This is a genomic window from Mesorhizobium sp. 131-2-1, assembly GCF_016756535.1.
Taxonomy (GTDB): domain Bacteria; phylum Pseudomonadota; class Alphaproteobacteria; order Rhizobiales; family Rhizobiaceae; genus Mesorhizobium.
On record NZ_AP023247.1, the window covers coordinates 899,041 to 912,497 of the forward strand.

16 protein-coding genes are annotated in these 13,457 nt (G+C 65.3%); 8 read left to right on the forward strand and 8 right to left on the reverse strand.

The window, feature by feature from the left end; all coding sequences use genetic code 11:
- Positions 1 to 172 precede the first annotated feature (172 nt).
- On the reverse strand, positions 173 to 379 hold the full coding sequence (locus JG743_RS04305) for a DUF1737 domain-containing protein (RefSeq protein WP_202298607.1): 207 nt from the start codon (positions 377 to 379) through the stop codon (positions 173 to 175).
- A gap of 43 nt (positions 380 to 422) precedes the next feature.
- The gene (locus JG743_RS04310; RefSeq protein WP_202298608.1) at positions 423 to 1,298 is read right to left on the reverse strand and encodes an HpcH/HpaI aldolase/citrate lyase family protein; all 876 of its coding nucleotides are present in this window, start codon (positions 1,296 to 1,298) and stop codon (positions 423 to 425) included.
- A 350-nt stretch (positions 1,299 to 1,648) separates the two neighbouring features.
- Here JG743_RS04310 and JG743_RS04315 point away from each other — a divergent pair, with 350 nt between their 5' ends.
- Genes JG743_RS04315 through JG743_RS04330 form a run of 4 tightly spaced genes read left to right on the forward strand, consistent with a single transcriptional unit; the run spans position 1,649 to position 6,678 of the window.
- Positions 1,649 to 3,211 carry a DUF4153 domain-containing protein gene (locus tag JG743_RS04315; RefSeq protein WP_202302424.1) on the forward strand — a complete coding sequence of 521 codons (1,563 nt, stop codon included), beginning with the start codon at positions 1,649 to 1,651 and terminating at the stop codon, positions 3,209 to 3,211.
- A gap of 3 nt (positions 3,212 to 3,214) precedes the next feature.
- A complete protein-coding gene (locus tag JG743_RS04320) occupies positions 3,215 to 3,907 on the forward strand; it encodes a response regulator transcription factor (RefSeq protein WP_202298609.1) in 693 nt (230 codons plus the stop codon).
- Positions 3,895 to 5,481 carry an ATP-binding protein gene (locus tag JG743_RS04325; protein WP_202298610.1) on the forward strand — a complete coding sequence of 529 codons (1,587 nt, stop codon included), beginning with the start codon at positions 3,895 to 3,897 and terminating at the stop codon, positions 5,479 to 5,481. The genes JG743_RS04320 and JG743_RS04325 overlap by 13 nt, the downstream gene beginning before the upstream one ends.
- Before the next feature lie 30 nt (positions 5,482 to 5,511).
- The gene (locus JG743_RS04330) at positions 5,512 to 6,678 is read left to right on the forward strand and encodes an NAD(P)/FAD-dependent oxidoreductase (protein ID WP_202298611.1); all 1,167 of its coding nucleotides are present in this window, start codon (positions 5,512 to 5,514) and stop codon (positions 6,676 to 6,678) included.
- A 5-nt stretch (positions 6,679 to 6,683) separates the two neighbouring features.
- Here the strand turns inward: JG743_RS04330 and JG743_RS04335 are convergent, their stop codons facing one another.
- From JG743_RS04335 to JG743_RS04355, 5 genes are all read right to left on the reverse strand, one after another.
- The gene (locus tag JG743_RS04335; protein WP_202298612.1) at positions 6,684 to 8,576 is read right to left on the reverse strand and encodes a patatin-like phospholipase family protein; all 1,893 of its coding nucleotides are present in this window, start codon (positions 8,574 to 8,576) and stop codon (positions 6,684 to 6,686) included.
- Positions 8,577 to 8,788: 212 nt separating this feature from the next.
- On the reverse strand, positions 8,789 to 9,283 hold the full coding sequence (locus JG743_RS04340) for an SRPBCC family protein (RefSeq protein ID WP_244673060.1): 495 nt from the start codon (positions 9,281 to 9,283) through the stop codon (positions 8,789 to 8,791).
- A 42-nt stretch (positions 9,284 to 9,325) separates the two neighbouring features.
- On the reverse strand, positions 9,326 to 9,778 hold the full coding sequence (locus JG743_RS04345; RefSeq protein WP_202298613.1) for an SRPBCC family protein: 453 nt from the start codon (positions 9,776 to 9,778) through the stop codon (positions 9,326 to 9,328).
- Positions 9,775 to 10,095 carry an ArsR/SmtB family transcription factor gene (locus JG743_RS04350; RefSeq protein WP_202298614.1) on the reverse strand — a complete coding sequence of 107 codons (321 nt, stop codon included), beginning with the start codon at positions 10,093 to 10,095 and terminating at the stop codon, positions 9,775 to 9,777. Before JG743_RS04350 ends, JG743_RS04345 begins: the two co-directional genes overlap by 4 nt.
- 85 nt (positions 10,096 to 10,180) lie before the next feature.
- Complete coding sequence (locus JG743_RS04355) at positions 10,181 to 10,606, reverse strand: GNAT family N-acetyltransferase (protein WP_202298615.1); 426 nt, start codon at positions 10,604 to 10,606, stop codon at positions 10,181 to 10,183.
- A 145-nt stretch (positions 10,607 to 10,751) separates the two neighbouring features.
- Here JG743_RS04355 and leuD point away from each other — a divergent pair, with 145 nt between their 5' ends.
- Together leuD and JG743_RS04365 are read left to right on the forward strand one after the other, a co-directional pair.
- Positions 10,752 to 11,357, forward strand: coding sequence for a 3-isopropylmalate dehydratase small subunit (gene leuD, locus JG743_RS04360; RefSeq protein ID WP_202298616.1), 606 nt, complete (start codon positions 10,752 to 10,754; stop codon positions 11,355 to 11,357).
- 84 nt (positions 11,358 to 11,441) lie between these two features.
- Positions 11,442 to 12,374, forward strand: coding sequence for a hypothetical protein (locus JG743_RS04365; protein ID WP_202298617.1), 933 nt, complete (start codon positions 11,442 to 11,444; stop codon positions 12,372 to 12,374).
- On the opposite strand, the gene JG743_RS34555 is transcribed toward JG743_RS04365, so the two are convergent.
- Positions 12,371 to 12,505 (reverse strand): hypothetical protein, encoded by a 135-nt coding sequence (locus tag JG743_RS34555; protein ID WP_274608519.1) that lies wholly within the window; start codon positions 12,503 to 12,505, stop codon positions 12,371 to 12,373. The two genes, JG743_RS04365 and JG743_RS34555, sit on opposite strands and share 4 nt — an antisense overlap.
- Before the next feature lie 189 nt (positions 12,506 to 12,694).
- Between JG743_RS34555 and JG743_RS04370 the strand changes: the two genes are divergently transcribed.
- The gene (locus JG743_RS04370) at positions 12,695 to 13,078 is read left to right on the forward strand and encodes a RidA family protein (protein WP_202298618.1); all 384 of its coding nucleotides are present in this window, start codon (positions 12,695 to 12,697) and stop codon (positions 13,076 to 13,078) included.
- Positions 13,079 to 13,088: 10 nt separating this feature from the next.
- A complete protein-coding gene (locus JG743_RS04375; protein ID WP_202298619.1) occupies positions 13,089 to 13,439 on the forward strand; it encodes a VOC family protein in 351 nt (116 codons plus the stop codon).
- The last annotated feature ends 18 nt before the right edge of the window (positions 13,440 to 13,457 follow it).

A 13,457-nucleotide genomic window follows, 5' to 3' on the forward strand; every position in this document is an offset into this window, starting at 1 on the left:
TCAAGGGGGGGAGATCGGACGGCACACCGGCTTTCGCAAATCTCCAACGTTGCAAGGAATGAGCGAGGCGCTGAAACAGCCAATCTCCCCCCTTGAGGGGGAGATGGCCGGTAGGCCAGAGGGGGGTGCTGTCCCACCAGCATTGAAGGATTAGCGCAGCAGCGACCAGCGCCTACCAGTCGCTGAGCTTGGTGTCGGGCGTGTATTCCTGGCCTTCGACATCCTTGACCACCGCCTGGCCGCAGCGCATCGATTTGGTCTTCTTGTCATAGGCATAGGTCGGCGAGCCGAACAGGTGCCAGCCCTTGTTCAGCGCCGCCGTCACCTTGTGGCAGAAGGTGGAATCGTCGGGAGCGGACAGAAAGCGGTAGAGTTTCATTTCCTAAAGTCCCCATGAATTGCTGCGGCCGCGCCAAGGCCCATCATGCGCCGATGGCGGCGGCCTTCGCCAGAAGTTTCTCGGCCTGGGCCAGGTGTAGCCGCTCGACCATTTTGCCGTCGAGCGCGATCACGCCCTTGCCGGCATTTTCGGGAAGCGCAAAGGCCGCCTTCACCGCGCGCGCCTGGGCGAGAGCCTCCGGCGCCGGCGCGAAGGCCTGGTTCGCCGCCTCGATCTGCGCCGGATGGATCAGCGACTTGCCGTCGAAGCCCATGGCGGCTGCTTCCGCGCATTCCCGGGCAAAGCCGTCAGCATCGCGAAAATCATTGGCGACGCCGTCCAGCACATCGAGGCCGCCGGCGCGCGCGGCCAGCACCAATTGCATCAGCCAGGGCATCAGATAGCGCCGGTCGGGCGTCGCCAGTATGCCGGTCTCCTTGACCAGGTCATTCGTTCCGGCAACGAAACAAGCCAGTCGCGAGGCTGGATCTCGACCCAGCTCGGCAAGGGCGCCGATGTTGAGCAGGGCTTTCGGCGTTTCCACCATCGTCCATAGCCTCACCGTGTCGGGCGCGAAATTGTCGTCGAGCAGGTCGCCGGCCTCCAGCACCTCGCGCGGCGTGACCACCTTGGACAGAAGGATACCGTCGGCTTCGCCTTTCGCTGCCGCCAGCAAGTCGTCGACGCCCCATTGGCTGGCCAGCGCATTGACGCGCACGATCATTTCGCAGCGCCGGTTCGGGCGTTCGGCCAGAATGCCTGCCAGTTTTTCGCGCGCCGCGACCTTGTCGGCGGGCGGCACGCCATCTTCCAGGTCGATGATCACGGCATCGCAGGCAAGCGTGGCGATCTTGGCCAGCGCCCTGTCGTTGGAGGCCGGGATGTAGAGCACCGAGCGGCGCGGGCGGTAGGTTTGCATTCCCGATCTATGCCGTTTGCGGGCGATGGAGGCAAGCACACAGAGCAATAGCGCGCCGAAGACGAGCCAATCTTCGGAAGCCGGCGCCGCCGTCTGGAAAAGCCTGCACGAAAAGTGCACGCAGTTGCAGAAAAGCTCCTCCGATCTGCCCCGTTCGGTCCTCGCGAACCGCCGAAACAGGACGGCATGCAAGCACACGAGAAGCCCCGTTGGTCCCTGCCCTACCGGCTGCGCAGCGATGGCTGGTGGCTGGCCGATCCGCCGAGGGTGCGGCCGACGGCGACGCTTTTGCCATTCGTGCCGAGATCGCCACCGCGCTATGCGCCGGTAAAAGCCAGGAAAACCCGCTCATGATAGGTATTCTCGGGCCGGCGCCGGGCTATTGCCAGCGCTTCGGCGTCGCCGTGCTGCTGGTCGGGCTGGCAGATTTTTTCTTCTATGACCAGCCGGTGGGCATCACGCTTTTCCTGTTCGGCATGGTGCTCGCCGCCGCGATCGCGACCCTCAACCCCCTATCCCTCAATTCCCTGGCCTTCAACGACCGCAGGCTCTGGATCAAGCTTGCCGCCCTGCTCGCCGCGCTGCTGCCGCTGGTCGAAAACGTCAGTCCGCTGTCGGTCTCGATCACGCTGGCTGCAATGGCGGCGCTCGCGCTTTCGCTCGCCGGGCGGCTGCGGTCCGGTCTCGCCCGCATCGCCGGCCAGCTCTCGGCCTTCTTCATCGCCGCGCCATTCCGGTTCGCGTGCGACTTCGTGCGCTGGCGCAAGGCGGCGCGGCGCCATGGCCGGCGGCGCATCCGGCTGGCGGCGGTCGCCGTCTGGGTAATGCCGCTCGGTCTCGGCCTGGTCTTCCTGGCCCTGTTTGGTGCCGCCAATCCGGTCATCGAATACTGGTTCTCGCTGATCGACCTTTTTGCACTCCTCGACCTCATCCAGCTGCCGCGCCTGGTCTTCTGGCTGTTTGCGCTCGCCGGTGTTTGGGCCTTCCTGCGCCCGCGCCTGCCGCGGTTCTTCCGCCGCCTGCCGCGTAGACCGCGGATCGTCCGCAAGGAACCGCCGGCGCCGGCAAGCACGGCCGTCGAGGACGTCCTCTTCGGCAAGGCGGCGATCCTGCGCGCGCTGGTGGTGTTCAACCTTCTGTTCGCGCTGCAGACCGGGCTCGACGCCACCTATCTGTGGGGCGGCGTGGCGCTGCCCGACGGGCTGACCTACGCCGCCTATGCGCATCGCGGCGCCTATCCGCTGATCGTTACCGCGCTGCTCGCCGCCGGTTTCGTGCTGGCGGCGCTGAGGCCCGGCAGCGAGACATCGCGGGATCCGCTGATCCGCCGGCTGGTCTATCTCTGGGTGGCGCAGAACATCGTGCTGGTCATCTCGTCGATGCTGAGGCTCGACCTCTATATCGGCGTCTATGCGCTGACCTATCTGCGCATCGCCGCCTTCGTCTGGATGGGTTTGGTGGCGGCCGGCCTTGCGCTGATCATCGCCCGCATCGCGCTCGGAAAATCCAGCGAATGGCTGCTTTCCGCCAATCTTCTGACGTTATCGGCGACGCTTTATGCCTGCTGCTACGTCAACTTTGCAGCAACGATCGCCAACTACAATGTCGACCATTCCTACGAGATGACCGGGCAAGGCGTTCCGCTCGATGCCTGGTATGTGCGTTCGCTTGGTGCGAGCGCATTTCCTGCCCTCGACCGCTTCATCGCGCACCAGGCGAGCGCGCCCGCCGCCGACGAGCCTTGCCGGCGCGACCTCGCCATCGGGCATGCCGGGGACGAGGCCGCCTACCGCGCCGAGCAGAAAAACTGGCGCGCCTGGAGCTTTCGCGACTGGCGGCTCATCCGCACTCTCGACAAAAGAGGCCCGCTCGTGGTTCCTCAGCCTTCCCAACCTTACGTGCCGGGCCGCTGATCGATGCCGCACAACATTCTCGTCGCCGACGACGATCCGCATATCCGCGAGATCATCTGCTTCGCGCTGGAAAAGGCCGGCATGAAGACGCAAGGCGTCGCTGACGGCGCCGCCGCCCTGCGGGCGATCGAGCGCCGCGCGCCCGATCTCGTTGTGCTCGACATCGGCATGCCGGAGATGGACGGGCTGGAGGTGTGCCGGCGGCTCAGGCAGGTATCCGACGTGCCGGTGCTGTTCCTGTCCGCGCGCGACGAGGAGATCGACCGCATCCTCGGGCTGGAAATGGGCGGCGACGACTATGTGACCAAGCCGTTCAGCCCGCGCGAGCTGGTCGCCCGCGTCAACGTCATCCTGCGCCGCGCCCGCCCCGCTCCGGCCGAGGCCGAAGAGCGGCAATTCGCGCGTGGCGGGCTGGTGCTGGTGCCGGCCAGCCATGGCGCGAGCTTCGACGGCAGGCCGCTGGCGCTGACGGGCATAGAATTCTCGATCCTGAAAGGGTTCCTCGCCCGCCCCACCCATGTGCTCGCCCGCGAGGCGGTGATGGCCAATGCCTATGCCGCCAACATCCATGTCTCGGAGCGCACCGTCGACAGCCATATCCGCAACATCCGCGCCAAACTGGCGGCGGCCGGCTGCACGGATGCGATCGAGACCGTGCATGGCGTCGGCTTCCGGCTCGGCCGATGCGGCGGCTGAACTCCCGGAGTGGCGACAAATGGCGGCCGCGCCTGGCCACGGTGGTGGTCGCCATCCTGATCGTGGTGATGGCGCTGCCGCTGGTCGGCCTGTTCTTCTTCCGCCTCTATGAGAACCAACTGATCCGCCAGACCGAGGCCGAGCTCATCGCGCAGGGCGCGGTGCTGGCCGCCATCTATGCAGAGGATGTGCGTCAGGCCGGGATCGCGCCGGAAAAGTTCGGGGTGCCCATCGCCACCGACGCCGGCCGAGCCGCCAGCACGAACGAGCCGTACCAGCCCATCGAGCCGCGCCTGGACCTTGCTTCCGACTATGTGCTGCCGACGCGGCCCGCCCCGGTCTCGGCAATTGCCGATCCCGCCTTCGCGGCGATCGGCGCGCAGCTCTCCGCCATTCTCGTGCAAACGCAGAGGACGACGCTGGCCGGCTTCCGGCTGCTCGATCCCCGGGGTGTGGTCATCGCCGGGCGCGAGGAGGTCGGCCTGTCGCTGGGCAATGTCGAGGAGGTGCGCGAAGCGCTTGCCGGCCGCTATGCCAGCGCGCTCCGGCTCCGGATTCCCGACCAGCCGGCGCCACCGCTCTATTCGGTCAGCCGTGGCACCAGGGTGCGCGTCTTCGTCGCCATGCCGGTCGAGGTCGAAGGCCGGGTCGCCGGCGTGGTCTATTTGTCGCGGACGCCGAACAACATCGTCAAGCATCTCTATGGCGAGCGCGGCAAGGTGACCCTGGCGGCGATCGCCATTGTCGGCGGCACGCTGCTGATCGGCCTCGTTTTCCTGCGCACCGTCAGCCGGCCGATCTACGGTCTGATCGAGCGGACGAAGCGCATCGCCGCCGGCGACCGCACCGCGATCAAGCCGCTCGACCATCACGGCACGCGCGAGATGGCCGAGCTGTCCGCCGCCTTCCTCGATATGGCCGAGAAGCTGCAGGCGCGCTCCGACAGCATCCAGACATTTGCCACCCATGTCTCGCATGAGCTCAAGTCACCGCTGACGGCGATCCAGGGCGCGGCGGAGCTGCTGCGCGATTCCGGCGGGGCCATGGACGAGGCCGAGCGGAAGCGATTCTCGGACAATATCGTCACCGATGCCGGGCGGCTGAATCTGCTGGTGCGCCGGCTGCTCGAGCTGGCGCGCGCCGAAAACCTCGCGCCCAGCGGCGAAAGCACCTCGCTCGATGCGGCGCTGGCACTGCTGCCAGCGGACAACCGGCTCGAGGTCCGCGTCGAGGCCGGTGGCGGGATCGGCCTGCGCATCTCGGCCGAGAACGCGGCGATCATGCTTGCCAACCTGATCGACAATTCGGCGCGGCATGGCGCCAGCCTGGTTTCGCTCACGGCAAGCGGCACTGGCGGCAATGCGGCGGTGCTGGTGAGCGATGACGGCGCCGGCATTTCGCCGAGCAATCGTAACAAGGTCTTCGAGCCGTTCTTCACCACGCGGCGCGAGTCCGGCGGCACCGGCATGGGGCTCGGCATCGTGCTGGCCCTCCTGAAAGCGCATGATGGCACGATCAGGCTGGTTGACAGCGAGTGCGGCACGCGCTTCGAGATCAACCTGCCGGCGGCGTGAAGGATGCCGGCGGCCGGATCGGAGAAAAAAGTGCGCTACGACATCGTCATCATCGGCGGAGCCATCGTCGGCTCCTCGATCGCCTATTATTTGCGCGAGGAGGGGTTTTCGGGCTCGATCGCGCTCATCGAGCGCGATCCGCAATTTTCCCATGCCGCCACGACGCTGTCCTGCGCTTCGATCCGCCAGCAATTCTCGATCCCGGAAAACATCCGCCTGTCGCAGTTCACGCTGAAACTGTTCCGGCGGCTGAAGGAGACTTTTGGCGCCGACGCCGATATCGGCTTTCGCGAAGGCGGCTATCTGATCCTCGCCGGCGAGAACGGGCTGCCGATCCTCAAGGCCAACCACGCGGCGCAGATCGCCGAGGGCGCCGACATCGTGCTCGAGGATGCTGAGCAGCTGACGCGTCGCTTCCCCTGGCTGTCGGCCGAGGGCATTTCAGCCGGCGCCTATGGCCGCAGCGGCGAGGGCTGGTTCGACGCGCATGCGATGCTGATGCTGTTCCGCAAGGCGCTGCGCGACAAGAAGATCGATTTCATCACGGCTGACGTCACCGGCATCGCGCGCGAGGGCGATCGCGTCACCGGCGTCAGCCTCGACAATGGCGAGACGCTTACAGCCGGCATCGTCGTCAACGCCGCCGGGCCGAATGCCGGCAAGGTCGCCGCTCTTGCCGGGCTCGAGCTGCCGGTCGAGCCGCGCAAGCGCAACGTCTTCGTCTTCGAGGCGCGCGAGAAATATGCCGACATGCCGCTGCTGGTCGATCCCTCCGGCATCTATGTGCGGCCGGAAGGCTCGGTCTACATCACCGGCGGTGCCGAGCCGGAGGAAGGCGATCACGCTCCCGATCCCAAGGATTTCGAGGTGGAATGGCCGCTGTTCGAGGAGGTGATCTGGCCGGTGCTCGCCACCCGCATTCCCGCCTTCGAGGCGATCAAGCCGACGCGCGCCTGGGTCGGCCACTACGACTACAACACGCTCGACCAGAACGCGGTGATCGGGCCGCATCCGGAGGTCGAAAACTTCCTCTTCGCCAACGGCTTTTCCGGCCACGGCCTGCAGCAGGCGCCGGCGGTCGGCAAGGCGTTGGCCGAGCTGATCGTGCATGGCGGCTACCGCACGATCGACTGCTCGGCGTTCGGCTATGGCCGGGTGGCCGAGGGGCGGGCGTTTCGCGAACTCAACGTGATCTGAATCGATCAGTAGGTCAGCGTGATCTGCATTTGCGGCAGCGGCCGTGGCGCGGTGTTGCTGAAGTCGGGCCCGTCGTCCTTCCATTGATGGCCCTTGGCTATAAGCCCTTCCAGCAGCTTCCGCGCCTCCTCGCGCTGCACGGCGCCCTCGAAGGCGAAGGGCGGCACCGGGTTCGAGGTGCGGGCCGTCTCATAGGCCTGCACATAGTCGGCAATCTTCGGCTTGTAGTCCGCGCTCTCGGCGACCTTGATCGTGTAACGCTGCATGGCTGACGCCAGATTGCGCCAGCGCGTCCAGTAGTGGGCGTCGAAGGAGAACTCCGCGAATTTCTCGCCGGCCCGCGTGCCCTTCTGGGAGACCTGCCTCAGGATGTCCGCGCCCATGTTCAGGTTCATGCCGCCCTCATCCTCGTTGAGGGGGACGTGGACGATCCGCTCCCGATTGCCGGGAGCCCGCGACTGGAGCAGATCGCGCCAGTTCTGCATTGTCGCGATGATGCCGAAAATGAAGGCGGCGATCTCCTTGATGGGCATCATGCTGGCGATCGATTGATACTGGGCCTGCCAGCCGTCATCGGGTTTCGGCAGAAAGACGTCGCGGTCCTTCCTGGTGTCACTTGCATCGGGATAGACGAGGTCGATGGCGAAGGTCGGCCAGCGCGGCAGCGGCGCGTCGAACAGGTGGATGGGGAAGTTGCTGCAGATGCCGCCGTCGGAAAACCAGCAGCGACGGAAATGAACCGTATCGGATGCCTGTTCGGCACCGCCGGCGGCCAGCGAGTCGGTCGCCTCCAGCGTTGTTTTCGGCCTGTCCCTTTTGGGTGCCGGTGCATTCGCGCCGTCAGCCGCGCCGGGGGTGAACATTTCGTGCAGGGGAACAGCGCTGATCAGCAGCGGGAAGCTGAGGCTCATGCGCGTGGCAACCAGAACCGGGAGCTTCCCATATGTCGGCAGGCGATAATAGGTTTCGCCCTTGACGGTATGCCGCTCACCGGATTCCCCGATCATCCAGTCGACGAGGTCCTCGGGAAACAGGGCATCGAACTCGCGCTGGAGGAACCAGAAATGCGTGTCCTTGTCGAAGGGCAGGCTGCGGGGTTCGCTGTGCGAGACATCGGTTGTGATCATCGTCAGCGAAACGGCATGACGCGATTGAGGCTCGTGCGGATAGCGGGGCGCCTTCCACAGATCCTCGAACAGGAGCGGCCTGTCGGTGGCCTGGCCGGATAGGTTCTGAAGCGTCTCATGCAGCCAATCGGTGAGCGCCGGTTTCGCCTCCCCGCGGGCGCGGCCGACGCGCCGCTTGCCGGAGCAAAGGCCGAGAAGGTTGCGCCGCGCGACGCGCGCGACACGCAGGGCGGCAAGGATCGCGCCGACGGCATAGGCGCCGAGGAACGAGGGAATTGCGTGCAATGCGATCGCCAAGGGGGTTGAGAAAAATCCCGCGGCCCACCATCCCCAGCAGAGCAGGGCAAACAGTCCAAATGTTTCGAGCGGCGCGATCGCGACCACCGCGAAGACCGTCCGCAGGAACTTGCGAAGCAGGCCGGCATTGCAGGCAAGCACGACAACCAGCCTGTAGGCGTTCTTCGCCCCCGAGGCGGGTTGGAAGAGGCTGAAGATGAAACCTTCACGGGCAAGCGCCTCGGATACTCCGGTCAGACCATCGAAACCGGCCAGCGTCGGGGTCTGAATGATGTAAGGTCCGACAGTCTTGCGCCGTTCGCCGACCGCGGCGGCGGCGCATGCGGCCGCGGCAATCGCGCCGACGGACGTCCCGCCGATGCTCTTGAACCGATATTGCTTCGACAGCTTCAGGGCCGCGTTGGGGTAGACGATGCCGCTGGTGATGCCGCCCTTCATGACGAGATCGCAGTATTTGAACGCACTCTTCGCCAAGGACCCCTCCTCCGGTCGATGAAGCAAAGCCGCTCGACCAGGAAGCATCCGATCTGGCATCTACTTCCGTTCGGCGGCTGTTGCTTGCAGAGGATGGGCCTCTTCTTCGCAAAAGTCGATTGTCCGGGCGGGTCGTCGGCGCTCAAAGCGCATCGCGCCGAGCGGGTTCAGTCGATTTCCCAAAACCGCTGCGCAATTTTGGGCGACATGTCTCAGGCGGCGACGCGGCCTGCCGGGCCAAAATATCCCTGCAGCCAGCCGAGCACGCGCGCCCAACCCTCGGCATGCTCGGCCGCGGCTTCGCTGAATCCTTCGAAACTGCCATGGCAGATGGTGAGCCGGGTGCCGCCGGCGGTCGGTTCCAGAAGATAGGCGAGCGTCGTTTCGTGACGGCCGAGCGTCGGATGGTCCCAGTCGTACCGCCGGGTCTGCACGATCCGGCGTGGCGCTTCGATTTCGAGGAAGGTGCCGCCGGCGAGGAGGTGCCTGCCGTCTGCCGTTCGCACGCTGACGGCCCAGCTGCCGCCGACGCGAAGGTCGGCGGTCCAGCCGGTCATCCGGTAGCTGTCGGCCGAGCCCCACCAGCGCTCGACCTCTTCGGTGACAAGTGCTGCGAAGACCTGCTCGGGCGGTGCTGGAAGGTCGGCCGATGCCATGACCGTCCGGCCATTCGCCATGGCTCGCGCCGTGAGTTGCCCGAGCATCATATCAACCTCCGCCAATGGTTGTTTCGCTACCGCAACGAATCCTCACGCGGCCTTCGAGGGCGGGCGCTCAAAGCCCTTGCCGGTCTCGAGCAGGCTCTTCAGGCTTGCCAGCACCAGCGGCCAGCCCTTGCCGACATTTTCGATCAGCCTGTGCGGCCCGTCGGCTTCGTGGGTGACGGCGAGCTTCATCAGTTCGCCGTCCTGCTCTATTGCGAAGGTGCAGCGCGTGTAGCCGTCTTCCTTCATCTCGGGCAGCCATTCGTTGCGCCATTTGATGACCAGGCGTCTTGGCGGGTCGATCTCCAGGATCTCGCCCGAGTCGGCAACGCGGCCATCCGGGAAAATCAGCTTCCAGCTGGAGCCGACCTTCCAGTCGCTCTCCTGATAGGAGCAGAGGAAGAACTGCCGGTTGAATTCCGGGTCTGTCAGCGCCGTCCAAAGCTTTTCGGGCGTGGTGCGGATGTAGGTGACGTAGACGAAGGTGTTGTCGCTCACGGCTCTTCCCTTTCCAGTCGTTTCTTCAGGTCGCTCAATGCATCCAGCCGATGGCGCTCGAACTTGCCGATCCAGCGCTCGGCGATATCGTTGATCGGAACCGGGTTGAGGTAGTGCTCCTTCTCGCGGCCCTTGCGGACGGTGGTGACGAGCTTGGCCTCCTCCAGGATCGCCAAATGCTTGGTCACCGCCTGGCGCGTCATCTCCATCCGCTCGCACAGTGCGTTCAGCGTCTGCCCGTTCCTGGCATGGAGGCTGTCCAGCAATTGCCGGCGGGTCGGGTCGGCCAAGGCGCGAAAGACGGCGTCCATGCTCATGGCTTTAATATGCAACCATTTGGTTGCATGTCAAGCGGTCACATTCATCTGGGAGGATCACGGCTTTGTGAGGTCGTGGCTGGGGTCAGCGGTTCCGGCCGAACCAGAAGGCGTCTTGCATCCGCGTCATGCCGATGCGCTCGTAGAAGCCGACGGCGTCCGGCATCGAGATCAGGCTGATGGCGACGGACGGGCCGAGCTGCCGGCGCGCCTCGTCCATCAGGCCCTTGCCGATGCCGAGCCCTTGCGCCGATCGGGAAACGGCAAGCTCGGAAATGTAGCAGACCCAGGAAAAATCGGTGACGCCACGCGCCACGCCGATCAGCGGCTTGCCCTCGATGTCGAGCCGCGCCGTCAGCACCAGATTGGCGCCCGAAAGCATTCTTTTCAGCCGGGCCTTATTATCGACGGGGCGCGTCTCGCCGAGGCCGGAGTCCACCAGCACGCGGCGGAACTCGCCGACGTCGAGCGCCGGCTCGCTGGCATAGAGGACGCGGGATGGTTCGGTCATGACGGCCAGACTGCACCAGCGGGCCGGGATTTCGAAGTCTTTTTTGACCGTCGATCCACGCACGAACAGTTGCCTTTCATTTGCCGCCGGCTTTGTGTAAACCGTGCGCCAGCAAATCCCCGAACGACAAGAGACGGCAAGGACCATGGATAAATTCACCAAGCTGACGGGCGTCGCCGCGCCCATGCCGATCGTAAACATCGACACCGACATGATCATCCCCAAGGATTACCTGAAGACGATCAAGCGCACCGGGCTAGGCACCGGCCTGTTCGCCGAGATGCGTTACAAGGACGACGGTTCGGAAAATCCCGATTTCGTGCTCAACAAGCCGGCCTACCGCAAGGCGCAGATCCTGGTCGCCGGCGACAATTTCGGCTGCGGCTCGAGCCGCGAGCATGCGCCGTGGGCGCTGCTCGATTTCGGCATACGCTGCGTCATCTCGACCTCGTTCGCCGACATTTTCTACAACAACTGCTTCAAGAACGGCATCCTGCCGATCACCGTCAGCCCGGAAGACCTGGACAAGCTGATGGACGACGCCTCGCGCGGCTCCAACGCAACGCTGTCGGTCGATCTCGAAGCGAAGGAGATCCGCGGGCCGGACGGCGGCGTGGTCAAGTTCGACCTCGACGACTTCAAGCGCCACTGCCTGCTTAATGGCCTGGACGACATCGGCCTGACCATGGAGAAGGCCGGCGCCATCGCCTCGTTCGAGCAGAAGAACGCCGCGCAGCGCCCCTGGGCCTGAACGTCTGGACTTGAGATAGGGGTCGCGGGCGGCGAAGCGGCGCCGCCGGCAGGCCTCGTGTGGCGACTGAACGGAGGGACAGTCATGACACGCTCGCTTCTGGCCGGCGCCTGCGCGCTGGCGGTGATCCTTCTGCCGATGGCGGCCGCGCATGCCCAGACCGACCCGGTGCTGGTGCCGGCTGACGATGCGTCCGGCAGCGCCGACCAGGGGGCGTCGAGCAGTTCCGATGCGGCGCCCGCCGACGAAGACAAGCAGGCGCCGATCCCGTTCGAGGGCGGCCAGTTCACCATCACCCAGCAGGAGCAGTATGGCGAGAAGGTGCTGGCCTATGACGGCAAGCAGCTTGCCGACAATTACGACGTCTCCTTCGACAAGATAGTCGAGGTCGGCGGCGTCAAGGTCGCGCTGTTCGATGTCGGCGACGGCGGCAATCAGTGCGGTCCGGCGAGCGTGATTGCCTGGAAGCCTGAAGGCGGCGAAATCCAGACCACCACCGTCGAGCAGGACGAATGCGGCGCGCCGCCGGCCGCCGTCTCCGACAGCGCCATCTACTACGTGCCCTATCTGCTGCCGGGAGAGACGAGAGCGGCGCTGCAATGGTCGCCGACTGAGGGGCTGACGACCTCCGGCAACCTCTCCTACACGCCGGAATTCGGCACCGACTGGAAGGATGTCGACCCGTCGAAATACGACAATATCATCGACGCCTTCCACAACGAGGCCGTCTACAAGGCGGGGCAGGCGCTGCTCGGCGACACCATGCCCGACATGGCGACCAGCCTGCTGGTCGGCGGCGGCACTGAAAAGACCGCGTCCGGCGCCTTCTACGCCACCGGCTGCGTGCCGCATGATTGCGGCGGCAATGACGGCTTCATGGCGGTCGATCCGGTCAAGCACAAGGTCTACTTCGCCCGCCGCGGCGACAATGGCGAGCCGGATGCCCGGCCGCCGCTGAAGGATTGGCCGGACGATTTGAAGAAGGCGTATGACGACGCGCAGGGGTCGGGGAACTAGGGCTTCTCGACGGCCACCACTGCGCCTTCGTCCTCCTCGGGCTTGACCCGAGGATCCATGCCGTAACCCCTGCCGTCCGGCGCAACGGTGCAGTATTCTGCGCCGTTGGCGGTGCCTCGGCGTAACGGCATGGATCGATCCTATGGTCTGCGCCGCGTCGCTCCGCTCCTTGCTCCGCCATAGGATGACGATGGGATGGATCTCCCGGCTAATCTCCGAGGTTTGCGGTTGCCTTCGTGACAAGAGTTGGCGCGGCTTGGCCCACGACCGGTCAGGCATCCTATGCTAGAGGGCGCCTACGACGGCAACGAGGAGTCCTCATGCGCACACTCATCTCCACCGGTTCGCCCTTCGAGAAAACCGCCGGCTATTCGCGTGCTGTCGTGCAGGGCGATTGGTGCTTCGTGTCGGGAACGACCGGCTACGACTACGCCACCATGACCATGCCGGAGACGGTCGAGGCGCAGACGCGCAACTGCCTCGCCACCATCGCCAAGGCCTTGGCCGACGGCGGCTTCGAGATGGCCGATGTGGTGCGGGCGCATTACTACATCACCGACCAGGCCTATGTTGACGTGGTCTTTCCGATCCTCGGCCAGGCGTTCGGCGACATCCGCCCGGCGGCGACGATGATCGTCTGCCAGCTCAGCAAGCCGGAGATGAAGATCGAGATCGAGGTCACGGCCTTGCGGCGCATGGCTTGAGGCCAAGGCCATGAAGGTCCGGCGCATCGTTGCCAATATCGAGACACAGGACGCGGCGGCGGCGAGGCGCTTCTACCGTGACGTGCTCGGCCTCGACGTGCTGATGGATCAGGGCTGGATCGCCACCTACGGGTCCGAGGAAAGCATGCAGGTGCAGGTGAGCTTCATGGCTCAAGGCGGCTCCGGCACGCCGGTGCCAGATCTTTCGATCGAGGTCGACGAAGTCGATGCGGCGCTCGACGCCATGAAGAGCGCCGGCTTCGCCATCGAATACGGCCCTGCCGACGAGCCCTGGGGCGTGCGCCGCTTCTTTGTGCGCGATCCGTTCGGCCGGCTGGTCAACATCCTCTCGCACCGGTGAGGGTTGAAAGGCTTGCGC

Coding starts and splice junctions, on each gene's coding strand:
- JG743_RS04370 (WP_202298618.1), top strand. CDS start 12,695: ATGCGCACACTCATCTCCACCGGTTCGCCCTTCGAGAAAACCGCCGGC.
- JG743_RS04325 (WP_202298610.1), top strand. CDS start 3,895: ATGCGGCGGCTGAACTCCCGGAGTGGCGACAAATGGCGGCCGCGCCTG.
- JG743_RS04310 (WP_202298608.1), bottom strand. CDS start 1,298: ATGCAAACCTACCGCCCGCGCCGCTCGGTGCTCTACATCCCGGCCTCC.
- JG743_RS34555 (WP_274608519.1), bottom strand. CDS start 12,505: ATGCCGTTACGCCGAGGCACCGCCAACGGCGCAGAATACTGCACCGTT.
- JG743_RS04305 (WP_202298607.1), bottom strand. CDS start 379: ATGAAACTCTACCGCTTTCTGTCCGCTCCCGACGATTCCACCTTCTGC.
- JG743_RS04355 (WP_202298615.1), bottom strand. CDS start 10,606: ATGACCGAACCATCCCGCGTCCTCTATGCCAGCGAGCCGGCGCTCGAC.
- JG743_RS04320 (WP_202298609.1), top strand. CDS start 3,215: ATGCCGCACAACATTCTCGTCGCCGACGACGATCCGCATATCCGCGAG.
- JG743_RS04375 (WP_202298619.1), top strand. CDS start 13,089: ATGAAGGTCCGGCGCATCGTTGCCAATATCGAGACACAGGACGCGGCG.
- JG743_RS04350 (WP_202298614.1), bottom strand. CDS start 10,095: ATGAGCATGGACGCCGTCTTTCGCGCCTTGGCCGACCCGACCCGCCGG.
- JG743_RS04365 (WP_202298617.1), top strand. CDS start 11,442: ATGACACGCTCGCTTCTGGCCGGCGCCTGCGCGCTGGCGGTGATCCTT.
- JG743_RS04315 (WP_202302424.1), top strand. CDS start 1,649: ATGATAGGTATTCTCGGGCCGGCGCCGGGCTATTGCCAGCGCTTCGGC.
- leuD (WP_202298616.1), top strand. CDS start 10,752: ATGGATAAATTCACCAAGCTGACGGGCGTCGCCGCGCCCATGCCGATC.
- JG743_RS04340 (WP_244673060.1), bottom strand. CDS start 9,283: ATGATGCTCGGGCAACTCACGGCGCGAGCCATGGCGAATGGCCGGACG.